This is a genomic window from Alcanivorax sp. IL3 (assembly GCF_047495465.1).
GTDB classification, from domain to species: domain Bacteria; phylum Pseudomonadota; class Gammaproteobacteria; order Pseudomonadales; family Alcanivoracaceae; genus Alcanivorax; species Alcanivorax jadensis.
Map to the genome: position 1 here is coordinate 1,341,789 of NZ_CP179931.1, position 21,479 is coordinate 1,363,267.

21 protein-coding genes and 1 tRNA gene are annotated in these 21,479 nt (G+C 58.8%); 17 read left to right on the forward strand and 5 right to left on the reverse strand.

Annotated features, from left to right (window positions below):
* Window positions 1-3: 3 nt before the first annotated feature.
* The 4 genes from ACMG4M_RS06340 to ACMG4M_RS06355 all read left to right on the forward strand — a co-directional run bounded on the left by ACMG4M_RS06340 (window position 4) and on the right by ACMG4M_RS06355 (window position 2,469).
* Window positions 4-777 (forward strand): MBL fold metallo-hydrolase, encoded by a 774-nt coding sequence (locus ACMG4M_RS06340; RefSeq protein WP_035247881.1) that lies wholly within the window; start codon window positions 4-6, stop codon window positions 775-777.
* 25 nt (window positions 778-802) lie between these two features.
* Window positions 803-1,519: a phosphoribosylaminoimidazolesuccinocarboxamide synthase gene (gene purC / locus ACMG4M_RS06345; protein ID WP_414430954.1), complete on the forward strand. Its 717-nt coding sequence runs from the start codon at window positions 803-805 to the stop codon at window positions 1,517-1,519.
* Between the two features lie 56 nt (window positions 1,520-1,575).
* Entirely contained in the window at window positions 1,576-1,809 is a 234-nt protein-coding gene (locus ACMG4M_RS06350) for a DUF6726 family protein (RefSeq protein ID WP_035247875.1), read from the forward strand.
* 153 nt (window positions 1,810-1,962) lie between these two features.
* Window positions 1,963-2,469: a hypothetical protein gene (locus ACMG4M_RS06355; RefSeq protein ID WP_035247872.1), complete on the forward strand. Its 507-nt coding sequence runs from the start codon at window positions 1,963-1,965 to the stop codon at window positions 2,467-2,469.
* A gap of 408 nt (window positions 2,470-2,877) precedes the next feature.
* Here ACMG4M_RS06355 and ACMG4M_RS06360 read toward each other — a convergent pair whose 3' ends face one another.
* Entirely contained in the window at window positions 2,878-3,423 is a 546-nt protein-coding gene (locus ACMG4M_RS06360) for a hypothetical protein (RefSeq protein ID WP_414430955.1), read from the reverse strand.
* 304 nt (window positions 3,424-3,727) lie between these two features.
* On the opposite strand from ACMG4M_RS06360, the gene ACMG4M_RS06365 reads away from it, so the two are divergent.
* The 4 genes from ACMG4M_RS06365 to ACMG4M_RS06380 all read left to right on the forward strand — a co-directional run bounded on the left by ACMG4M_RS06365 (window position 3,728) and on the right by ACMG4M_RS06380 (window position 6,024).
* Window positions 3,728-4,423, forward strand: a complete 696-nt coding sequence (locus tag ACMG4M_RS06365) for a GntR family transcriptional regulator (RefSeq protein ID WP_035247869.1) — start codon at window positions 3,728-3,730, stop codon at window positions 4,421-4,423.
* A gap of 88 nt (window positions 4,424-4,511) precedes the next feature.
* A tRNA-Val gene (locus ACMG4M_RS06370) sits at window positions 4,512-4,588 on the forward strand.
* 114 nt (window positions 4,589-4,702) lie between these two features.
* Window positions 4,703-5,182 (forward strand): DUF6942 family protein, encoded by a 480-nt coding sequence (locus ACMG4M_RS06375; RefSeq protein ID WP_414430956.1) that lies wholly within the window; start codon window positions 4,703-4,705, stop codon window positions 5,180-5,182.
* Complete coding sequence (locus tag ACMG4M_RS06380) at window positions 5,179-6,024, forward strand: DUF72 domain-containing protein (RefSeq protein WP_414430957.1); 846 nt, start codon at window positions 5,179-5,181, stop codon at window positions 6,022-6,024. The genes ACMG4M_RS06375 and ACMG4M_RS06380 overlap by 4 nt, the downstream gene beginning before the upstream one ends.
* A 156-nt stretch (window positions 6,025-6,180) precedes the next feature.
* Here ACMG4M_RS06380 and mltF read toward each other — a convergent pair whose 3' ends face one another.
* Window positions 6,181-7,584 (reverse strand): membrane-bound lytic murein transglycosylase MltF, encoded by a 1,404-nt coding sequence (mltF, locus tag ACMG4M_RS06385; protein WP_335626544.1) that lies wholly within the window; start codon window positions 7,582-7,584, stop codon window positions 6,181-6,183.
* 537 nt (window positions 7,585-8,121) lie between these two features.
* Here mltF and purL point away from each other — a divergent pair.
* The 4 genes from purL to ACMG4M_RS06405 all read left to right on the forward strand — a co-directional run bounded on the left by purL (window position 8,122) and on the right by ACMG4M_RS06405 (window position 14,073).
* Entirely contained in the window at window positions 8,122-11,997 is a 3,876-nt protein-coding gene (gene purL / locus ACMG4M_RS06390) for a phosphoribosylformylglycinamidine synthase (protein WP_414430958.1), read from the forward strand.
* A 198-nt stretch (window positions 11,998-12,195) separates the two neighbouring features.
* Window positions 12,196-12,861, forward strand: coding sequence for a PaaI family thioesterase (locus ACMG4M_RS06395; protein WP_035247860.1), 666 nt, complete (start codon window positions 12,196-12,198; stop codon window positions 12,859-12,861).
* A 2-nt stretch (window positions 12,862-12,863) separates the two neighbouring features.
* Complete coding sequence (locus ACMG4M_RS06400) at window positions 12,864-13,562, forward strand: PaaI family thioesterase (protein ID WP_035247858.1); 699 nt, start codon at window positions 12,864-12,866, stop codon at window positions 13,560-13,562.
* A 178-nt stretch (window positions 13,563-13,740) separates the two neighbouring features.
* Window positions 13,741-14,073, forward strand: a complete 333-nt coding sequence (locus tag ACMG4M_RS06405; protein WP_035247856.1) for an NGG1p interacting factor 3 protein, NIF3 — start codon at window positions 13,741-13,743, stop codon at window positions 14,071-14,073.
* Between the two features lie 205 nt (window positions 14,074-14,278).
* On the opposite strand, the gene ACMG4M_RS06410 is transcribed toward ACMG4M_RS06405, so the two are convergent.
* Window positions 14,279-14,842 (reverse strand): NUDIX hydrolase, encoded by a 564-nt coding sequence (locus ACMG4M_RS06410; RefSeq protein WP_035247854.1) that lies wholly within the window; start codon window positions 14,840-14,842, stop codon window positions 14,279-14,281.
* A gap of 171 nt (window positions 14,843-15,013) precedes the next feature.
* Here ACMG4M_RS06410 and ACMG4M_RS06415 point away from each other — a divergent pair, with 171 nt between their 5' ends.
* The 4 genes from ACMG4M_RS06415 to rssA are packed head-to-tail and all read left to right on the forward strand — an operon-like array spanning window position 15,014 to window position 17,270.
* Complete coding sequence (locus ACMG4M_RS06415) at window positions 15,014-15,589, forward strand: CoA pyrophosphatase (RefSeq protein WP_035247978.1); 576 nt, start codon at window positions 15,014-15,016, stop codon at window positions 15,587-15,589.
* 18 nt (window positions 15,590-15,607) lie between these two features.
* The gene (locus ACMG4M_RS06420; protein ID WP_414430959.1) at window positions 15,608-16,144 is read left to right on the forward strand and encodes a gamma carbonic anhydrase family protein; all 537 of its coding nucleotides are present in this window, start codon (window positions 15,608-15,610) and stop codon (window positions 16,142-16,144) included.
* Window positions 16,141-16,347 (forward strand): DUF1289 domain-containing protein, encoded by a 207-nt coding sequence (locus tag ACMG4M_RS06425; protein ID WP_035247849.1) that lies wholly within the window; start codon window positions 16,141-16,143, stop codon window positions 16,345-16,347. The genes ACMG4M_RS06420 and ACMG4M_RS06425 overlap by 4 nt, the downstream gene beginning before the upstream one ends.
* Entirely contained in the window at window positions 16,344-17,270 is a 927-nt protein-coding gene (gene rssA / locus ACMG4M_RS06430) for a patatin-like phospholipase RssA (protein ID WP_414430960.1), read from the forward strand. Before ACMG4M_RS06425 ends, rssA begins: the two co-directional genes overlap by 4 nt.
* Window positions 17,271-17,428: 158 nt before the next feature.
* On the opposite strand, the gene ACMG4M_RS06435 is transcribed toward rssA, so the two are convergent.
* Window positions 17,429-18,691 carry an HlyC/CorC family transporter gene (locus ACMG4M_RS06435; RefSeq protein ID WP_272974598.1) on the reverse strand — a complete coding sequence of 421 codons (1,263 nt, stop codon included), beginning with the start codon at window positions 18,689-18,691 and terminating at the stop codon, window positions 17,429-17,431.
* Window positions 18,692-19,053: 362 nt separating this feature from the next.
* Window positions 19,054-19,854, reverse strand: coding sequence for an inner membrane protein YpjD (locus tag ACMG4M_RS06440; RefSeq protein WP_035247844.1), 801 nt, complete (start codon window positions 19,852-19,854; stop codon window positions 19,054-19,056).
* Window positions 19,855-20,060: 206 nt separating this feature from the next.
* Between ACMG4M_RS06440 and ffh the strand changes: the two genes are divergently transcribed.
* Entirely contained in the window at window positions 20,061-21,470 is a 1,410-nt protein-coding gene (ffh, locus tag ACMG4M_RS06445; RefSeq protein ID WP_335626552.1) for a signal recognition particle protein, read from the forward strand.
* Window positions 21,471-21,479: the final 9 nt, after the last annotated feature.

A 21,479-nucleotide genomic window follows, 5' to 3' on the forward strand; every position in this document is an offset into this window, starting at 1 on the left:
ATCATGAAGCTGGCATCACTGGGCAGTGGCAGTAAGGGTAACGCCACCCTGGTGGAAGCGGACGACACCCTGGTGTTGATCGACTGCGGGTTTACCGTCAAGGAAACCGAGCAGCGACTGGCAAGACTGGGGCTGGCTGCGGATCAGCTCAGTGCCATTCTGGTAACCCATGAGCACGGCGACCATATCCGCAGTGCCGGGGCGCTGGGCCGCAAGACCGGTTGCCCGGTCTACAGTTCCTTTGGCACCGCCAGCGCGGTGCAGGGCAAACGCACCAGTCTCAGCGGTGCAAACTGGCAGGAAGTACGGCCGGGGCGTGCCTTTACTGTAGGGGCGTTGCAGATTCTTCCGGTCCTGGTGCCCCATGATGCCCGCGAGCCGTGCCAGTACCGCTTTACCTGGCAGGGCCGTACCCTGGGCGTGCTCACTGATCTGGGGGCCATTACTCCCCATGTGGTAGAGGCCTATCAGGATTGTGATGCGCTGGTGCTGGAATGCAATCATGACGCGCAGATGCTGGTCCACGGTCCCTATCCGCCGTCGTTGAAACGGCGCGTCGGTGGTATGTTGGGGCATCTGAGCAATGATCAGGCTGCAGCGCTGCTGCGCCAGGCCAATGTGGATCGCCTGCAGCATCTGGTGTTGTCGCACCTGAGTGAACAGAACAACACGTCCCGGCATGCACTGGATGCCATTGAGCGGGTAGTGACCCGCGGGCGTGAACGAATTGGCGTTGCCAGTCAGACGGAAGGGTTTGGCTGGCTGCAAGTACATTAATACTGACCCGAGTAAAGGCCTTTCCATGGAAAAACGCGACGAGTTGTATGCCGGCAAAGCCAAGTCTGTGTACACCACCGATGACGCGGACAAACTGATCATGCTGTTCCGCGACGACACCTCGGCCTTTGACGGCAAGAAGAAAGAGGCGCTGGCGCGTAAGGGAGCGGTGAACAATCAGTTCAATGCTGCCATCATGGAAAAGCTCAAGGCGGCGGGCATTCCCTGTCACTTCGAGCAGATGCTGTCGCCGGTGGAATCGCTGGTGAAAAAGCTGGAAATGATTCCGGTGGAGTGCGTGGTGCGTAACATTGCCGCCGGCTCTATCTGCCGCCGCCTGGGTGTGGAAGAAGGTCTGGAACTGAATCCGCCCACGTTCGAATTCTTTCTCAAGAATGATGATCTGGGTGACCCCATGGTCAACGACTTCCATATCCGCAGTTTCGGCTGGGCCACCGATGAGCAGGTGGCACAGATGAAAACCCTGACTTTCCAGGTTAACAAGGTGCTTAAGCAGCTGTTCCTGGACGGTGGCATGTTGCTGGTGGATTATAAACTGGAATTCGGCGTGTTTAATGGTGAAGTGCTGCTGGGCGATGAATTCAGCCCCGACGGTTGCCGGCTGTGGGATAAGAACACCCGCGAAAAGCTGGACAAGGATCGTTTCCGCCAGGGCCTTGGTGGCGTGGTGGAAGCCTATGAAGAAGTGGGGCGTCGATTGGGGATGCAGTTTCAATACTGATTCACGGCGTCTCGTACACGTTCGAACAACACCCTGAAGAATAATAAGGAGCAACTATGAAATCGGTAATGCGTCTGGCGGCGGTGGGCCTGCTGGCAGCCACCCTGAGCGGCTGTTTCCTCACTAAACTGGCAACGACTCCCATGCGACTGGTGGGTGCCGCTGGCTCCGTGGTGGGCGCCGTGCTGTCGATTATTCCGGTAGCCGGCAACGCCGCGGATGAAGCGCTGGAAAAAGTGGATGGGGCCATCGATTCCACCGCTGACAGCATCGACAAAATTCCGCTGTAATACTGGCCCCAGGCCCCCGCGAACGACGGGCCTGGGGTTTGCGTGCTTGTAATCCGCGGGGGGGTTGTGAAAAATACAATCTCCCTGGCCCGCTTGCGGCCTGACCAGGCGTAAACAGCCCTGGCTCAATAACAACAATAACCGGAGTTCGCCATGCACCGCTGGCTACTATCCTTCCTCATGCTCATGCCTGTGCCGGCTGTGGCAGATGACCTGCTTATCGGCCTGGGCTACCTCAATGGTCTCGCCGGGTTGAACCTGGAGTGGGCCACCGAACACAACAGTTTCTACGCCATGCCGTCCGTATACCTGGATTCTGGTGGTTTGGACACTGATGAGCCTCGCTGGGTGGCGGGCTGGCGCCATAAGATGGAGCGCGGCCTGATGTCCGAGAACGGTTTCTACACCGGCCTGATGGCGGGGGACCTGGGTGGCGAGAGCCACTATGAGCGCCTCGGTGTCGGAGTGGAACTGGGCCACCAGTGGGTCAAACCCTATTCTCGCTGGACCGTCAGTGCGGCGGTAGGAGCCATTGAAGCTTTGGATTGTGACGAATACGAAGTGGCGTTTCGCTGCGACACCGAAGAAGAGCGTGACAATAACGACCTGGATGTAGAGCCGGTCGTCGTGCTGGGTATCAGCTTCAGTCTGCGGCGCTGATCCTCAAACCTTCCTGCGTTTCCCTTTGCAAGTGGCTGTGATGGCTCAATAAAGCCGCGCGGGCGCTTGCATTTTTCTGTTTGCTCCGATTCAGGGCAAGAGTTTTGCACAGCGTTTAACCGTTTTTCAGGCCTTGAGTGAATGTTCTTGTCTAACTTGTTGATTTGCGGTGAGTGATTGATAAGTTGCTGTTTCTAAAGGCTTTAACAAAACGGCCATTTTTTCATCATTCTGGGGAAAGGGTAGGAAAAATCGGCGCTGGCGGAAGTTCCTGACAGTCTATGCACAAAGTTATCCACAGATGTTGTGAGTAACTTTTTTGCTCAACACAGTGGCGGCAAACCGTGTTGACATGGCGCTTGTCGCGCATTCACATTGCCGCGTATGCGGCAAACAAGACACCGCTGCTCAGCGCCTCAGCATGGGAAGGGGTCGCCAGGGTTGGCTGAGCAATTGCTGGCCGCTGAGCTTGAGTAGCAGGCGATGAAAACCCACGTTGGGGAAGGCCCGTTTGATCAGCCGAACCCGGGCCATGGGTACGCCGAAGCGCATCAGGCCCAGACTCACATCGATCCAGTCTGCGCGTCGAAACACTTCAGGCAGGTTTGTCGGGTCATCGTGATAGCGGCTGATCTTATGATGATTCAGGATCATGGCGCGCACCATGGCACGGTGGTGACCCAGTTTCTGCTCTTCCAGATAATGTTCCGCCAGGCGGGCAGAGGGCTGTAGATAATCGAACGTCCCGGCCAGCCAAATGCCGGCATCGTGGAAGAAAGCGGCAACTTCCAGGGCTTCCTGTTCCTGGTCGTCCAGTGTCTTCTGTGCGGCCACCAGATTGACAAGACGGTAGACATGGTTGCGGTAAGGAGTCTGCTGCTTTCCGAAGCGTTCCGTGTACTGATCAAAGAGTGAGTCCACACGGGGTAATTGCGTAATCAGGTCTGGGGACATCCTGTGTACCTGGTGATTCTTTATTGTTGTGCCCGGAGGCAGCCTTTCTCTTTCATAGTGGCCAGTAATACCGCTGAAATCCAGAGGAGTAGGGAAAAATTGCGAGCGTGGACACATCTTGTTGCTGGTGATTGTAGGCAATTGGTTTCCCGCTATTGGAGCTCGGGCACCCTTGTTCTATAGTCAGACAAGAATTTTGGGATTGTTCAACAAGCAATGGGGCTGTAGCTGTACCGGCGGCGATTGCGGTGCGGAAACAGAGCATGCTGTTGAACGCTGCAAGAGATCCCTCTAAGGAGTACCCGTGAGCTTCAAAGCCAAAGAAAGCCTTTCCGAGCAGATTGCCCAGCACCTGGCCAAGCAGATTATCCATGGTGACATGCTGGCCGGTGATCGTATCCAGGAGCTGCGTGTGGCCGGCGAGCTGGATGTGAGCCGTGGCTCCGTTCGTGAGGCACTGCTGATCCTGCAGCGTCGCCAACTGATCGATATCCTGCCGCGACGCGGTGCGGTGGTGAAGGAAATGTCCGAAGCCCATGTGCGTAGCCTCTACGAGGTGATGCAGGTGTTGCTGGGCCTGGTGATCCGCAAGGCCATCAAGGTGGTGCGTGAAGAGGATCTGGATGCCTTTATCGAGCTGGTTCATGGTCTGCAGGTGGCGGCGGAAGAACGGGATCTGGATGCTTTCTTTGTGCTCAGTTTCCAGTTTCTTGAGCATGCCTACCCGTTTGCCCGCAATGTGTTCGTGGAAGACATCCTTATCAACATGCAGCCGGCCATGCAGCGGGCCTATTTCATGGCCCTGCACCTGGAAGCCGATGAAGTGAAGGAATGTCTGTCGTTCTTCAAGGCCCTGGTGGAAACCATCTTCCGCCGCGATGTGCGCTCGGCGCTGGAAATCATCCGGGAGTTCGCCGAGCACCAGTCCGAGCTGGTGGAGGAATCCATCACCCGCGCCCGCCAGATCGAAACCGCTTGGGGATCTCGCCGCCGCAAATAAATTGACCCTTGCCCTGCGCGGCCAAGCTGCATAGAATTGCCACCCTCTTCAGGTACATGGCACTGGACATTGCCCTGGAGGTTGCCATAGAACCGTAGCTCAGTTGGTTAGAGCGCCGCCTTGACATGGCGGAGGTCGGCGGTTCGAATCCGCCCGGTTCTACCAAGATTCAGGAAAAAGGGTTTGTCGCAGCGATGTGGCAAACCCTTTTTTCGTTTAGCCCCTTTTTCACGCCGCCCTGTAGAATACCGACATCCTGGAGCCGACGAGAACGTTGGGATGCCTGACGCCGACTATCTTGGGGCTGCTCGCCCGACACTGATTCTGTATCTGCCTCACCGGCCGAACGGCCTTGAACGGTTACAGCAATATCCTGACGCTGCCGAATTGGTGGCGGCGAACTCCAATCACTGGCGCAAGATCGTGAACTTGCTTGCAAAGGTGGCCTGCCCGGTGGCGCAGGAATGGCGGCATTACCGGGATACGTCCCTGTTTCAGAAAAGCGCACTCTGCTTTGCGCCGGCGCTGGCGATCGGTGAATGCTGGCACTGGATCGGCGGCAAGGACAATCTGCTGCGTTTTAACGGGTTACCGCACAGGGCCCGGCCGCTGGATCGTGCTCCCGGTGTTTCCGTAGACGCAGAGCGTCGCTTGTTGCTGACTCCTTATCCGGATTATCGCCAGCTCAGTAATGCGTTGGTGTCGCAATTGCGTCTTTCCCTTGAGGAGCAGGGGTTCTATGACGGGGCTCGTTCGTGAGGCAGCCATATTTTCTCGGGTGCCCGCAATGGCAGCACCCGGACTGGAATGGCCGTCTGCCTGCCGGCGGCAGTCCTCTGAGCCGTTATAGCCGGGTGTTCAATAGTGTCGAGGGCAATACCTCCTTTTACGCCATGCCGTCATACAGGCAATGTGAACAATGGCGGGCCCAGGTGCCGGAGGATTTCCGGTTCCTGTTCAAGTTTCCCCGACAGATTACTCACGATGGCCTGTTGAGGGGTGTAGGTGGGCAGGCGAAAGGGTTTCTGGATCTGCTGGCACCGCTGGCGGATGTGCTCGGGCCCATGTTGCTGCAGCTTCCTGCTGCCTTCGGACCGGAACGGCTGGGGGACTTGTGGCGTTTTGTGGAGGCGCTACCGGCACCGTTTGAATGCACGGTGGAAGTGCGTCACCCGGATTTCTTCGCCAAGGGGGAAGCTGAAGTGGCCCTCAATCGCGGCCTGCGTGAGCGCCATATAGCGCGGGTCTGCTTTGACAGCCGGGCGTTGTTTGCCGCCAGCGCCGACGATGCGGCCACCCGTGAAGCCCAACGCAAGAAGCCCCGGCTGCCGGTGCATGTGCTGCCGGTGGAGGCGGCGCCGTTGGTGCGTTATGTGGGGCATCCGGACCTGCAGGCCAACCGGCCGTTTCTGGCGCCCTGGGTGGAGCGGGTAGCGAACTGGATAACGGCGGGAGAGCGTCCTTACCTGTTTATTCACATGCCGGACAATGGCGATGCCTTGTCACTGGCATTGCTGTGGCATGAGTTATTGCAGGTTCGAGTGGAGGGGCTGCCTGATCTGCCCATCGATACGATGCAGGCCCAGCCGGGTTTGTTCTAAACGTCGTTGTGCTGTGCGCTGTGGGAAATCCGGTGTTTGACTCCGGAGGATGGAGTAGGAGGTTGCTTGCAGCGAACCGTTCGCGTGCAAGTACGCTCCTACAGTTTCAACGAAGCACCTGTAGGAGCGCCGCTTGAGGCGCGAACGAAAAAGCGCTTAATTCAACGCGATCAGGGTGTCGTCACGACGACGGCTGTTTTCTGCCCACACCAGCAGGTCGTAGTAGCGGCGGATGTGGCGGACGTAGATCACTGCCTGGCCGCCGCGGGCATTGCCGTAGCGCAGCTGGCCGGCGTAGGCCGGGTTGGCCAGCATTGGCAGACGTTGTTTCACATCCTGCCAGTTGTCCGGGTTGCCACCCTGGCTCTGGGTCAGCACGCGGGCGTCTTCCAGGTGACCGAAGCCCACGTTGTAGGCGGCCAGCGCCATCCAGGTGCGGCTCGGCTCGGGGATCCGCGCCGGGATGCGATCGTGGGTGTGGCGCAGGTAGTCGGCGCCAGCCAAGATGCTCTGGGCCGGGTCGGTGCGATCACTGATACCCATCTGGCGAGCGGTGTCGTTGGTGAGCATCATCAGACCCTTCACCCCGGTGGGGGAGATGGCACCCGGATCCCACAAGGATTCCTGGTAGGCCAGGGCAGCCAGCAGGCGCCAGTCAAAGCCGCTGTTGCCTTCCGCCTTGCGGAACAGTTCCTCATAGCGGGGCAGACGATCTTCCAAGTGACGCATGAAGCTGCGTGCTGCATACAGGTTGAACTGTTCCACATGGCCGTAGAAACGGTCTTCCAGCTTGGCGGTAGTGCCGTTGGCCTTGGCCTGAGTCAGGTAGCGCTGGGCAGCCAGGTACAGGCTCTGGTCATCCTTGGGGTTGAACGCCCAAGCCAGCGGCATGTCAGTGGCGGCGGTGTAATCGGCGATTAGCTCGGGCCACAGGGCACGCTGCAGGGAATAGTTGTTGGAATGGATCAGGGTGTAATCCACCTGGCCGTCTTCCACCAGAGCCAGCAGCTGTTCCGGGCTGGCTTCTTCCACTTCCTGGAATTCCAGGCCCGGATTTTCCAGCTGCGCCTTTACCAGCAGTTCCGCGTGGCTGGAGCCGGCGGCCACAGCTACCCGTTTGCCTGTCAGGTCTTCCATACCACGGATGCGCGGGGTGTCCAGACGGCGCACCACCAGGGAATCCACTTTCTGATAGTCGGTGGTGAAGTGCAGGCTCTCGCTGCGTTCTGCGGTGGCCACCAGGCCGGCCGCTGCCATATCGGCAGTGCCTTTACGAATGGCATAACGGATATAGGAAGGATCGTCGGATTCCAGCATGCGCAGCTCGACGCCCAGGCTGTCGGCAAAGCCCTTGGCCAGCTCGTATTCCATGCCGGTGTAACCATGCTGGTCCTGATAGTAGGTGGTATTGGATGGACGGGTCATGACCACCAGCTCACCGCGGGTCATTACCCGTTCCATGGCGGTGGGAGTGGGGCGCATGGCGAGCATCATGCCCAGTACGCTGAACAGTGCCAGCGAGGCGAGTAGATGCTTACTGTGTCGAAAGAAAACCGTCATCCTTGGTGTACCTCTGTCAGGTTGTCCAGACAGGTCGATACTGCTACCGCCGACCGGTTAGGGATTGTTTCATCCCCTGCCTGTGATCTATATCACGTAAAAGTGGCGCAACTCTATCAGTGGCAAATGGCTGTTATGTAAAGCTTTGTCGAACAATTGAGCGTTTTATGCACAAATGCGACAAGTCCGGAAGAGAGCATTAAATTGCTTATAAGGCGCGTGGCGTAGGTGATTAACCCACGTCGTAGGACAGGGCTGACAAGGATGAAATTGGCCGTCGCAGGAGGCTGCGAGCGGCGGGCAAATCCCGTATCATTGCGACCCTGAATTAAACCTAAACCGAGACTTCATCGCGGCGCCTGACATAAGCCTTTGCCGCCACAGACAATTTTCTTCAGTCGATCGCATTCCCTGATGCGATACTTCTTCAGAAAATTCCCTGTGACAACAAATTCTTAGGCCATGCATCCACGATGAAGTCACGGATTTAGGTTAAGCACCACCTCGACCCCCACTGGTAATCATATAAGGCGCACTATGCTGATCCTCTCCGGAAGCCCGGCCCTGTCCGCATTTCGTAAGGAAAAACTGCTGGAGTCCCTGACGGGCATTTCTGCGATCTCTGCCCGTTACGTGCATTTTGTGGCGCTCAAGTCGCCCCTCAGCAATGAGCAGCAACAGGTGCTGGAAGGGCTGTTGCATTACGGCCCCAGCCTGGAAGAGGACGACGTGGATGGGCAGCGCTTTGTGGTGGTGCCGCGCCCGGGCACCATTTCGCCCTGGTCGTCCAAGGCCACGGATATCTGCCACAACGCCGGCCTGACTCAGGTAGAGCGGGTGGAGCGGGGCATCGAATACCGGCTCGCCGGTGCAGGGGAGCGATCCGCCCTGGCGTCAGCCCTGCACGATCGCATGGTGGAAGTGGTGCTGGCAGAGCTGGAAGACGCCGAGGCCCTGTTCTCTCATCACGCCCCCCGCGAGCTGACTACGGTGGATGTGATCGGTGGTGGCCGCGACGCGCTGGAAACGGCCAACAGCGAACTGGGCCTGGCCCTTGCTGATGATGAAATCGACTATCTGGTAGAGCGTTTCACCGCCCTGGGTCGTAACCCATCCGATGCGGAGCTGATGATGTTCGCCCAGGCGAACTCCGAGCATTGTCGCCACAAGATTTTCAACGCGGACTGGACCATTGATGGTGAAGATCAGGAACTCAGCCTGTTCGGCATGATCCGCAACACCTACAACAATGCCCCCGAGGGCGTGCTGAGTGCCTACAAGGACAACTCCTCGGTGGTAGCCGGACCAGTGGCTGACCGGTTCTTCCCCGTCGCCGGTAGTGAAGAGTACCAGTTCGTCAACGAACCGGTGCACCTGCTAATGAAGGTGGAAACCCACAACCATCCCACCGCTATTGCTCCCCATCCGGGTGCGGCCACCGGCTCTGGCGGCGAGATCCGTGATGAGGGCGCCACCGGCCGTGGTTCCAAGCCCAAGGCCGGCCTGAACGGTTTCTCCGTGTCCAACCTGAATATCCCCGGTTTCGAACAACCCTGGGAAAAGCCCTACGGCAAGCCCGGTCGTATTGCGTCGGCACTGGATATCATGATCGAAGGCCCCATTGGCGCGGCGGCGTTCAATAACGAATTTGGTCGTCCTAACCTGTGTGGTTACTTCCGGACCCTGGAAATCCAGGCGCCGGGTGTGAATGGCGATGAACTGCGTGGTTATCACAAGCCGATCATGATTGCCGGTGGCCTGGGCAATATTCGTGACGGCCATGTAGAAAAGAACCCGATCCCTGCCGGTGCCAAGATCATCGTGCTGGGCGGTCCGGCCATGCTTATTGGTCTGGGCGGTGGGGCGGCAAGCTCCATGGCCTCCGGCGAGTCCGACGAGACCCTGGATTTTGCCTCCGTGCAACGGGACAACCCGGAAATCGAACGCCGGGTGCAGGAGGTCATCGACCGCTGCTGGGCCCAGGGTGATAACAACCCCATTGTGTCCATCCACGATGTGGGCGCGGGGGGCTTGTCCAATGCCTTGCCGGAACTGGTCCACGACCACGACATGGGTGCCAGGCTGGAACTGCGTGAGATTCCCAGCTCCGAGCCCGGTATGAGCCCGGTGGAGATCTGGTGTAACGAAGCTCAGGAGCGCTATGTACTGGCGGTGATGCCGGAAGACGTGGATCGCTTCGATGCCATCTGCCAGCGCGAGCGCACTCCCTATGCGGTGCTGGGTGAAGCCACCAGTGAAGAACATCTGACGGTCAGTGACGAGCACTTCGGCAAGGCGCCGGTGGATCTGCCCATGGATTTGCTGTTCGGCAAGCCGCCAAAAATGCAGCGTAGTTTCGACCGGGAAGATTTCCAGCGGCAGACGTTCACCACTGACGGCATTGATCTGAAAGAAGCCGGCGAGCGGGTGCTGCGTCTGCCCACGGTGGCATCAAAAAGTTTCCTGATCACCATTGGTGACCGTTCCATCACCGGTCTGGTTCATCGTGACCAGATGGTTGGCCCCTGGCAGGTGCCGGTAGCCGATTGTGCGGTGACCGCTACCGGCTTTAACCAGAACACCGGCGAAGCCATGGCCATGGGCGAGCGTACCCCGGTGGCTCTGGTGGACGCGGCAGCATCCGGCCGTATGGCCGTGGCCGAATCCATCACCAATATTGCCAGCGCCCATATCGGTGATCTGGGGCAGATTCGTCTGTCCGCCAACTGGATGGCCGCCGCCGGCCACCCGGGCGAGGATCAGGCCCTGTTCGATACCGTGAAAACCGTGGGCATGGAACTGTGTCCGCAACTGGGTATCGCCATCCCGGTGGGCAAGGATTCCCTGTCCATGCGCACCGTGTGGAATGATAAGGGTATCGACAAGAGCGTCACTGCCCCGCTGTCTCTGGTTATCTCCGCGTTTTCCACGGTCACCGATATCGACCTGACCGTTACCCCGGAACTGAAAACCGGCGTTGACAGCGAACTGCTGCTGGTGGACCTGGGTCGTGGTCGGAATCGTATGGCGGGCTCCGCCCTGGCTCAGGTATTCGGCAAGGTCGGCGATGTGCCGCCGGACCTGGACGACGCCAAGGACCTGATCGCCTTCTTCGAGGTGACCCAGCAACTGCTGGCCGAGCGCAAGCTGCTGGCCTATCACGATCGCTCCGACGGTGGCCTGTTTACCACCCTGGTGGAAATGGCCTTTGCCGGTCGCACCGGCCTGGATATCAGCCTGGATCATATTGCCGGTGACAATCCGGAAGCGGTGGCGGCGCTGTTTGCCGAGGAACTGGGTGCGGTGCTGCAGATCAGCCCAGCCCACAAGGAGGAAATCCTGGCCCGCTACGCTAAAGCTGGCCTCAGCCAGTGTGTTTACAGCCTGGGCCAGCCTGACGGTGACGATGTGATTCGCCTGCGTCTGGGTGGCGGTATTCTGCTGGAAACCCCGCGCCGTGAACTACAGCGTATCTGGGCGGAAACCAGCTACCAGATCCAGTCCCTGCGCGATAACCCGGATTGTGCCCGCCAGGAATTCGAGGCCATCCCGGACAACAACAATCCGGGCCTGAATGTGCGCTTGACCTTCGACATGACCGAGAACCCGGCGGCGCCCTATATCAATAGTGGAGCCAAGCCGAAGATGGCGATCCTGCGCGAGCAGGGCGTTAACGGCCAGACCGAAATGGCGGCGGCGTTCGACCGGGTAGGTTTCTCTGCCATCGACGTTCACATGAGCGATCTGTTGGCAGGGCGAGTGCAACTGGATGACTTCAAGGGCCTGGTGGCCTGTGGCGGTTTCTCCTACGGGGATGTGCTGGGTGCTGGCGGAGGCTGGGCCAAGACGGTGCTCTACAACCCGGAGCTGCGCGAAGCCTTCAATCGCTTCTTCTTCCGCGAAGACACTTTTGCGTTGGGCGTGTGTAACGGCTGTCAGATGCTGTCCCACCTGAAGGACCTGATTCCCGGTGCCGAGCACTGGCCGCGCTTCGTGCGCAATCTGTCCGAGCAGTTTGAGGCGCGGACTTCCCTGGTGGAAATCCAGGATTCCCCCTCCATCCTGCTCAAGGACATGGCCGGTACCCGTATCCCTATCGCCGTGGCCCACGGTGAAGGCCGTGTGGAACTGGGGGATGAAGCCCTGAATCGCAATATTGAGCAGCGTCTGGTGGCTCTGCGCTATGTAAATGGTCAGGGCAATCCGGCGGAACAGTACCCGGCGAACCCCAACGGCTCGCCCCAGGGCGTTACCGGTTTCACCACCACCGACGGCCGCGTCACCATCATGATGCCGCATCCGGAGCGGGTATTCCGGGTACTGCAGAACAGCTGGATCCCGGACGACTGGCGCGGCCATGAAAACGGCCCCTGGCTGCGGATGTTTGCCAATGCGCGGAAGTGGGTCGGTTAAGAGCAATTGACAGTTGATAGTGGACAGTTGACAGCTGGAAACTGAAAAAGGCGGAAATGGCGTGGCCATGTCCGCCTTTTTTATGTCCTGTTCGGGCCTTGAGCTGTCCTGATCCTACCCTCAGAATCAAACGATTGTTTGAAAGCTTTTCGCTGTCAACTGTCAACTGTCCACTATCAACTGTCAACTGAGACATTTATGTCTAATAAAACCTTCGGCCCTTTCGAGTTGCAAAAGGCCTACAACAATGAGCCTGTGCCTGCGGATTTTGTTGAGCGTCGGCGTATCAGTGCGGCCATGCAGACCCTGGCGGAGCGGTTGATCCGGGCCGAGGGGGATATTGATACTCTGAGTGGCTGGGCCGATCAGCTGGAAGCGCTGGTGGCAACGGTGGGGGAGCCGGATCGTCGTGATACCCGGGCGGCCAATCGCAAGCTGTTCACCGGCTCGGCCACCGCCGAGGATATCTTCCACATGATGGATTACGACCCGGTGGGTGGACCGTCCAATCCCATTGCCCCCCAGGTGGAGTGGCTGCAGGAAGACCAGAACGGCATTGAAGGGGCGCTGCGCCTGGGGCTGCAATACCAGGGACCACCGGGGCGGGTGCACGGCGGCGTGATCGCCTGGCTGCTGGACGCGGCGCTGTCCCGGGCCTTGCATGCGGCCTTCCGGTTGGGCGTCACCGGTACCCTGAATATTCGTTATCTGGCAGCCACTCCCATCGAAGACACCATCCACTGCCGGGCCCGTATTACCGGCCAGGAAGGGCGCAAGATCTTTGTGGAAGGCGGCATCTGGCACGGCGATACTCAGACGGTCAGTGCGGAAGGCATCTGGCTGACACCGAAGAGTCTGGGGTAACCATGAGTGACCAGCGCTATCACTTCCGTGACATTCTTGTGGGGGAAACCCCGACGCCTTCACCTCGCGCTCAGCTGCACCGGGAGCTGGGCCAGGAACTGGTCGGGCTGACCGAGCAGGTGCTGCGCCTGGATGCCCCGGACGACAAACTGCACGAGTACATCGAACACATCCGTCAGCTGCGTGCAGATCTGGCCCAGTATGGCCAGCGGGACTATAACGGCATTCTTCAGCGGCTGCTGGCGGGGGAAGGCTCCGCCGATGATGTGACCGATCTGGTGGATTTCGAAATCCTCACCGGCAAGGCCTCCGCCATGTCACCCCCGCTGGAGTTGTGGCTGGACGGGGATCGGGTCCGTGGCCGCGCCACCTTCGGCCTGGCCTTTCAGGGGCCGCCGGGGCGGGTACATGGTGGTGTCCTGTCTCTGGCGTTGGATATGCTGATGGCGAAAACGCAGGATTTCGTGCGCCAGATCGGCATGACCGGTACCCTCAATATTCGCTATCTGGCCGGTACACCCATCAATACGCCGGTGGAGTTCGAGGCCCGGCTGGTCACTCTGGAGCGACGTAAGCTGCGTTGCGAAGGTAGCGTCTGGGTCAATGGCCAACAGACCGTCGCCGCCGAAGGCATCTGGATTTCTGCCCACGGCGATTACGCTCTGAAGCCGGAGTTTGCCGAGTTGGCAGACCACCTGTAGGAGCTTGCTCGCAAGCGAACATCGGCCTTGATCTGCCAACCCGGTTCGCCTGCAAGCAGCCTCCTACAAAAAAATCGCTAATGACAGAGGCAAGCCTTTTCTCAGTGAACTCTGTGCCCTCTGTGGTAAAAAACCGCTTTACTGAACCGCGAGCGACAATAACAAGGAGGCCAGCCCCATGGACGAGCTGTATTACAAACTGTGCTTTTACGTGCCCACCAGCCATGTGGAGCAGGTAAAGAACGCTATCTTTGAAGCCGGTGCCGGGCATATCGGCGATTATGATTGCTGCTGCTTCCAGACTCTGGGGCAGGGACAGTTCCGTCCCTTGGAGGGCAGTAACCCTTATATCGGTGAGACCGGCGGCGACGTGGAAGTGGTGGAAGAGTATCGGGTGGAGACAATCTGCCCGGCATTGCGGGTGCAGACCGTGATCAGCTCTCTGCGGTTGGCGCATCCCTACGAAGAGCCCGCCATTGACCTGTGGCGGCTGGAGCCGTTGCCGGGCTGACCTGGCGAGGGAGCCTCGAAGGCGCCCGTAGGAGCTATGCTTGCATGGCGAACCGAGCGTAGCGAGGAAACCGCCCGCTGGGGATCAGGAATGCTCGGACGCTATAGCCTCTTCAGTGCGGACAGGCGGACAGCGGCAAGCTGTATCGCCTTCCTCCTCGCTGAGGCTCGCGGTTCGCCATGCGAGCATGGCTCCTACAGAAGCATTATGCGTCCTTGGTCAGGTGCTTCTTCCCTATCGGCGGTACTTCCTGAATGCGTACCGGGTACTCATCACGCTTGAGATCATCGATATAGAACTTGAGGGTTCGGCCCACTACCGGGAAGGCCAGTTCATCCCAGGGGATTTCATCCAGGCCGAACAGGCCCGCATCGCTGCTTTCCTCGCCCACGCCGTACTTGCCGTCCTCCACCCTGCCGAGAAAGAACACATAAACCTGGTTGATATGGGGTAGGTTGAATACCGTGTACAGATCGGTGATGTCCACCGTGGCACAGGCTTCTTCCCAGGTTTCCCGGGCGGCGCCTTCCTGCAGGGTTTCACCGTTTTCCATATAGCCGGCGGGCAGGGTCCAGTAACCCTTGCGCGGTTCGATGGAGCGCTTGCACAGCAGCACCTTGCCTTCCCACATGGGAACTGCGCCGACCACGATCTTGGGGTTCTGGTAGTGGATGGTCTGGCAATCGGGGCACCAGTAGCGGGGCCGGTTGTCTCCTTCCGGAATGCTGAAACCGATCTGGTCGCTACCGCAGTGACTGCAGAATTTCATGAAACCTCTCGCTCCGGACACGGCAAAAACCTGATGATACAGGAGAATCTCCGGCGGCCCCATCTGCCCGGTGATGATGTTACTGTCATCACAGGCTTGCCGCCGACGGCCCGGCTGTTCAAACTACCGTTTGAATTGAATGCACTGTTGAATGCACTACAGGAGAAGGCTGTGCTCGATCAGCTCAGGCAGCGATTGCCGGACTACAAACGCACGGAGCTGCCGCTGGCACTGCCAGAGGCGGCGGTGCTGATGCCGCTGATTGATGATCCGGAGCCGCGCCTGATCCTGACTGTGCGCTCCAGCACCATGCCTACCCATGCCGGTGAGGTGGCGTTTCCCGGGGGCAAGCGGGACCCGGGGGACAAAAGCTTGTTGATGACCGCCCTGCGCGAGAGCCAGGAAGAGGTGGGCCTGGATCCTGGCTACGTGGACGTGCTCGGCCAGCTATCGCCGCTGGCATCCCGCTATGGCATGAAGGTAACGCCCTTCGTGGGTATCGTCCGGCCCGAGGCGCCGCTGGTGGCGGAGCCCGGTGAAATCGAGACGATTTTCCAGGTGCCGCTACAGTTTTTCCTGGATGAAGTCCCGGAATTATCCAGCCCCATCGATTTTTTTGGCCGGCGTTTCCGCATTCCCAGTTATTACTACGAAGACAAGCGCATCTGGGGGCTGACCGCCTTCATGATTCTGGATCTGATCAACCATGTTTATGATGCGAACATCGAGTTTGAAGTGACGGACTGACAACGAAGGAAAGCACTGATGATTTATAAAATTGGCAGTCGGCAACTGGAACAACGGGGTGCCGGCCACTGGATCGCTGACAATGCCACCGTGATCGGCTCGGTGATCATGGAAGCCAACACCAGCATCTGGTTCAACGCGGTACTGCGCGCCGACAATGATGTGATCGAGATTGGCGAAAACACCAATATTCAGGACAGCTCCGTCCTGCATGTGGACCCGGGCGTGCCCATGAAAATTGGCCGTGATGTGACCGTGGGCCACAAGGTCATGCTGCACGGTTGCACCATTGGCGATAACAGCCTGATCGGTATTAACGCGGTGGTTCTGAACAAGGCGGTGGTGGGCAAGAATTGCATCATCGGTGCCAACTCCCTGGTGCCGGAAGGTATGAAGATTCCCGACAATTCCCTGGTGATGGGCTCCCCGGCCAAGGTGGTCAAGGAAATCACCGATGGCCACAAGGCCATGCTGACCATGAGCAGCATGCACTATGTGGCCCACGCCAAGGAATTCGCTGAGCATCTGGAAGTGGACGAACGGTTTCAGTCATGAGCCAGTTGATTTCCCCCTGCGTTTCCATCTGCGCCCTGGATGAAAATGATATCTGCGTGGGGTGTTTCCGTAGTGGCGGAGAGATTTCCATCTGGGGACTGCTTTCCGATGAGGAAAAGCGGGAAGTGTTCCGTCGTATTGAACAACGCATGAAGGGCGAACCGGCGCCCTGTGTGGTCCGCAAGGAGAAAAATCCATCATGACCGATATCGGTGATCAGGCCCCTCACAAACCCGTGGTCGGTCTGGCCCTTGGCAGTGGCTCTGCCCGCGGCTGGGCGCACATTGGCATCATTCAGGGGCTGGAAGAAATCGGTGTGCAGCCGCAGGTGGTTGCGGGTACCTCCATCGGTGCCTTGGTGGGCGGGGCCTACGTGACAGACACCCTCAACGAGTTTGCCGACTGGGTGCAGTCGCTGACGGTCAAGGATGTGTTCGGCTTGCTGGATATCAGCCTGTCCGGGGGCATGGTGAAGGGGGAGAAGTTGTTCAATTTCTTCCGCGAACATCATGAAAATCCGGATATTGAAACCCTGGAAAAGAAACTGGTTACCGTGGCCACAGATATGAAAAGTGGCCGTGAAGTCTGGATTACCAAAGGCACCATGCTGGATGCTGCTCGCGCCTCCTGTGCATTGCCGGGCCTGTTTTCGCCGGTGAAGATGCAGGGTCGCTGGATGCTGGACGGGGGGCTGGTCAACCCGGTGCCGGTGTCTGCAGCCCGCGCCATGGGGGCCGATGTGGTCATCGCCGTTAACCTCAACGCCCAACTGGTCGGCGCCCACCTGTCCCGTGACACTCGCAGTCAGGCCCAGGGAGAAGAGGGCAGCGACGAAGAGCGCAGTATCTGGCACAAGATGATGGGTTACTTCATTTCCGAAGATGGTGACGATCCGGGCTTTTTCGATGTGGTGGCATCCAGCATCAACATCATGCAGGACCGCATCACGCGTTCCCGCATGGCAGGCGACCCGCCGGAGGTGACTCTGGTGCCCATGCTGGAAGATTTCGCCCTGATGGATTTTCACCGCGCGAAGGAAGCCATCGAAGAGGGGCGCGCGCTGGTCCAACGCTATGAAGCCGACATTCGCGCCTGGGTGGGGTCGCCGTTGGCGGAGAGAGTTTGAGAGGCAATTGATAATTGAGAATGGATAATTGATAACTCGCGTTCTCATTCCATCTGTTCTCTAACGCAAGAGGCCGCGCCCAAACCTTGAGCGCGGCCTCTTGCGTTTATATTTCACCTGCGCTTATCGCGCAGTTATCAATTATCCATTCTCAATTATCAATTAACCCCTGCCCTTCTGGCCTTCACCGCTTTCACCATATTGTCTTTCACCTGCAGGATCTCGATCTGGTATTGATCGATCTTTATCGAGATATTGGCGTCGGGGATGTCTTGCAGGTATTCCAGGATCAGGCCGTTGAGGGTTTTGGGGCCGTCGGTAGGCAGTTCCCAGTCCAGGCTGCGGTTGATTTCGCGCAGGGTGGCGGAACCGTCGATGACATAGCTGTCGTCTTCCTGGGGATGAATGTCCTGACTGCTGGCGGCCAGGTCGGTGGTGAATTCACCGACGATCTCTTCGAGAATGTCCTCTAGTGTCACCAGTCCCAGCACATCGCCGTATTCGTCCACCACGATGCCGATGCGGCGTTTGGCATTCTGGAAGTTGATCAGTTGCTGGTGCAAGGAGGTGCCCTCTGGGACAAAGTAGGGCTCCACCGTGTGCTGCATCAGCTCCGCCTTGTTGATGTCTTCCTTGAGCAGCAAACGGCTCAGTTTGCGCAGGTGCAGCAGGCCGATCATGTTGTTCGGGTCGCCGTTGAATACTGGCAGGCGAGTGTGCTGGCTGGAACGCAGAGTGGTGAGGATTTCATGCATGTCATCCTCGAGATCAATGCCCACCATTTCGTTACGGGGCACCATGATGTCTTCCACGGTCACCGTTTCCAGATCGAGGATGTTGAGCAGCATCTTCTGGTGGTTTTCCGGGATCAGGCCGCCGGCCTCGTTGACGACTGTGCGCAGCTCTTCCGGACTCAGGTGATCGTCGTCCTGATCGTTGGGACGAATTCCGCCCAGCCGCAACAACATCATGCTGACACCGTTGACCATCCACACCAGGGGTGCGAGCAGGACCTGCAAGGGTTTCAGCAGCACACTGGCCGGGAAGGCGACCCGTTCCGGTTTCATGGCCGCATAGGTCTTCGGGGTGATTTCGGCAAACACCAGCATGATGATGGTGATTACCACCGGCGCCACGGCGGCACCGCTGTCGCCGAGCCAGCGGATCGCCAGAATGGCGGCCACGGTGGCGGCGAAGTTGTTGACGAAATTGTTGCCGATCAGGATGACGGACAGCAGTCGGTCAGTCCGCTTGAGCAGACCCTCCACCCGGGAGGCGGCCTTGTGGCCCTGACGGGCCAAGTGGCGCAGACGATAGCGGTTGATCGCCACCATGCCGGTTTCACTGCTGGAAAAGAAGGCAGAGCCAAGAATCAGGGCAATCAGGGCGCCTATCAGCCACCCGTCAGAATAGGTATCCAAAGGAAAAGTCGTTTATCCGCCAGTCGGCCCGCTATTGTTCGGGCTGGGGGTTGGGGGTGTCAAGCAACGAGCTGCGCTTGTTGGGGCAGGAAAGAGTGGGGAATATCACCAACCTCGCCCGCCATTTCTACGAAGCCGTACCTCTTGAGGTGCGAACCGCGCTTGCGCGGAAATCGCCCGCAGGGCGATCAGGAATATCAGAGCTCGACAGGTTTCCCAGCAATGCGTTGCCACAATAAACGACCGAATCTCGCCGCGAGCGACGCTCCTACGGTTCGCCTGCAAGCTGCCTCCTACAAAAAACGCGGGCAGGGTGCTATCCGATTAGCACGGCCCAGCCCGCGTTGCAGCGTGTTACTGCCTCACCGCTTGAGAATAAATTCCAGCACCAACTGACTGCCGAAGAAAGCCACCAGTAACACGGCAAAACCACTGAGGGTAAAGCGAATGGCGGTGCGTCCCCGCCAGCCACGCAGATAGCGGCCGGTCAGCAATACCGAGAACACCACCCAGGACACCAGCGTGAGGACGCTTTTGTGCGCCAAATTTTGCGCGAACAGGTTGTCCACATAGAGGAAGCCGCTGAGGATCGCCACGGTGAGCAGTATCTGACCCAGCCAGATCGCTTCGAACAGCATGGATTCCATTACCTGAATGGGTGGAAAAACCCGCATCACGCCTCGAATATGGCCACTTTTCAGCTGGCGGTCCTGTACCCACAGCAGCACGGCCTGGCAGGCGGCGATTGCCAGCACCGCGTAGGCAAGGATCGAGAACAACACATGCATGCCCAAGCCATGGGCCAGCGGATGAGCAATATAGCCGGTATTGACCCAGAGCATGGCGGGAATGGTCAGTGCCGCAAAGGGATAGACCAGCGCAGAAATCCATTCGAAAGGACGGTAGAGGCTGGAAAGCAACACCACGATAGCGCCGGTAAAGGCCACCGTGGACGCCACCGGGAACACGCCCAGTTGCAGCCCATGGGAAGTGAGAATGATCTGCCACAGGCAGAGGCCATGGGCCAGCACAGCCAGACTCCCGGGTATCAGCACGGAGGCCCGCGACGGGCGCTGTTGTCCGCGGTACTGCCGGTAAAGGATCAGGCAAGCAACCAGATACAGGGCAAAGGCGGCAAAACCACTGATCACGGAAAGGTTCATAGGTCGTTGTTATCCGTCGTCATTACCCGAATAAAGTGGCGGGCTGCTGAAGTCTGGCATAGGCATATCTGCACTATCAACAATCATTCTCATTTTCTGTGGGTGTCTGCCCCATGACGTTGGCCGCCAAGGAAGGCTATAATCGCGCCCCTGTCCCTGCGGCGGCTGAAGCTGACCGCAGACACGGTGTATTTGGAGGTAACCCCATGTTCGAGAATCTCACCGACCGGTTGGGATCGTCGCTTAAAAGCCTGGCAGGTCAGGGTGCCCTGACCGAAGACAATATCCGCGACACCCTGCGCGAAGTGCGCAAGGCACTGCTGGAGGCCGATGTGGCCCTGCCGGTAGTGAAAGAGTTTGTCGAACAGGTGAAGGAAAAAGCCCTGGGCCAGGAAGTCCTGAAGAGCCTGAACCCCGGCCAGGCGTTCGTGAAGATCGTCAACGACGAGCTGGTCCATACCATGGGCGACGCCAACGACGGCCTCAATTTGGCTACCAAGCCCCCGGCCATCATTCTGATGGCGGGTTTGCAGGGTGCCGGTAAAACCACCTCCGTGGCCAAGCTCGCCCGCTTCCTGCAGGAGCGCGAGAAGAAAAAGGTCATGGTGGTGTCCGCCGACGTCTATCGCCCGGCGGCGATTGAGCAGCTGAAAACCCTGGCCGGCGAGGTGGAGACCAACTTCTTCCCCTCCACCGGCGACCAGGACCCGGTGGATATCGCCAACGGCGCCCTGGAAGAAGCGCGCCGCCGCTACATGGATGTGCTGATCGTCGATACCGCCGGTCGCCTGCACATTGATGAAGACATGATGGGCGAGATCAAGCGCCTGCATGGGGCAATCAATCCGGTGGAAACCCTGTTCGTGGTGGATGCCATGACCGGTCAGGATGCCGCCAATACCGCCCAGGCCTTTAATGAGGCGCTGCCGCTCACTGGTGTCATCCTCACCAAGGCAGACGGTGATTCCCGTGGTGGTGCCGCCCTGTCGGTTCGTCACCTCACCGGCAAGCCGATCAAGTTCATCGGTATGGGCGAGAAGACCGATGCCCTGGAGCCCTTCCACCCGGATCGTATCGCCAGCCGGATTTTGGGTATGGGCGACGTGCTGTCCCTGGTGGAAGAAGCCGAGCGCAAGCTGGACAAGACCAAAGCCGAGAAAATTGCCAAGAAGTTCAAGAAAGGCAAGGCGATGGACTTCGAGGATCTCAAGGACCAGTTCCAGCAGATGCGCAATATGGGTGGCATGGCCGGCCTGCTCGACAAGTTGCCCGGCATGGGCGGCATGATGCAGGCAGCCCAGGACCCGGCGTCCATGAAGCAGATGAAGCACATGGAAGCGCTGATCGACTCCATGACCCCGAAAGAGCGTCGTAATCCGGACCTCATCAAGGGCTCGCGCAAGAAACGCATCGCTGCCGGTGCCGGTCTGGATATCCCGGCCCTGAATCGTCTGATGAAGCAACAGAAGATGATGGCCAAGATGATGAAGAAGATGCGCACCAAGGGTGGCATGAAGAACATGATGCGAGGCATGGAAGGGATGATGGGCGGCAATGGCGGTCCCGGTGGCGGAATGGGTGGCATGGGCGGCCCGGGCGGCATGCCACCGATGTAAAAAGCGGCG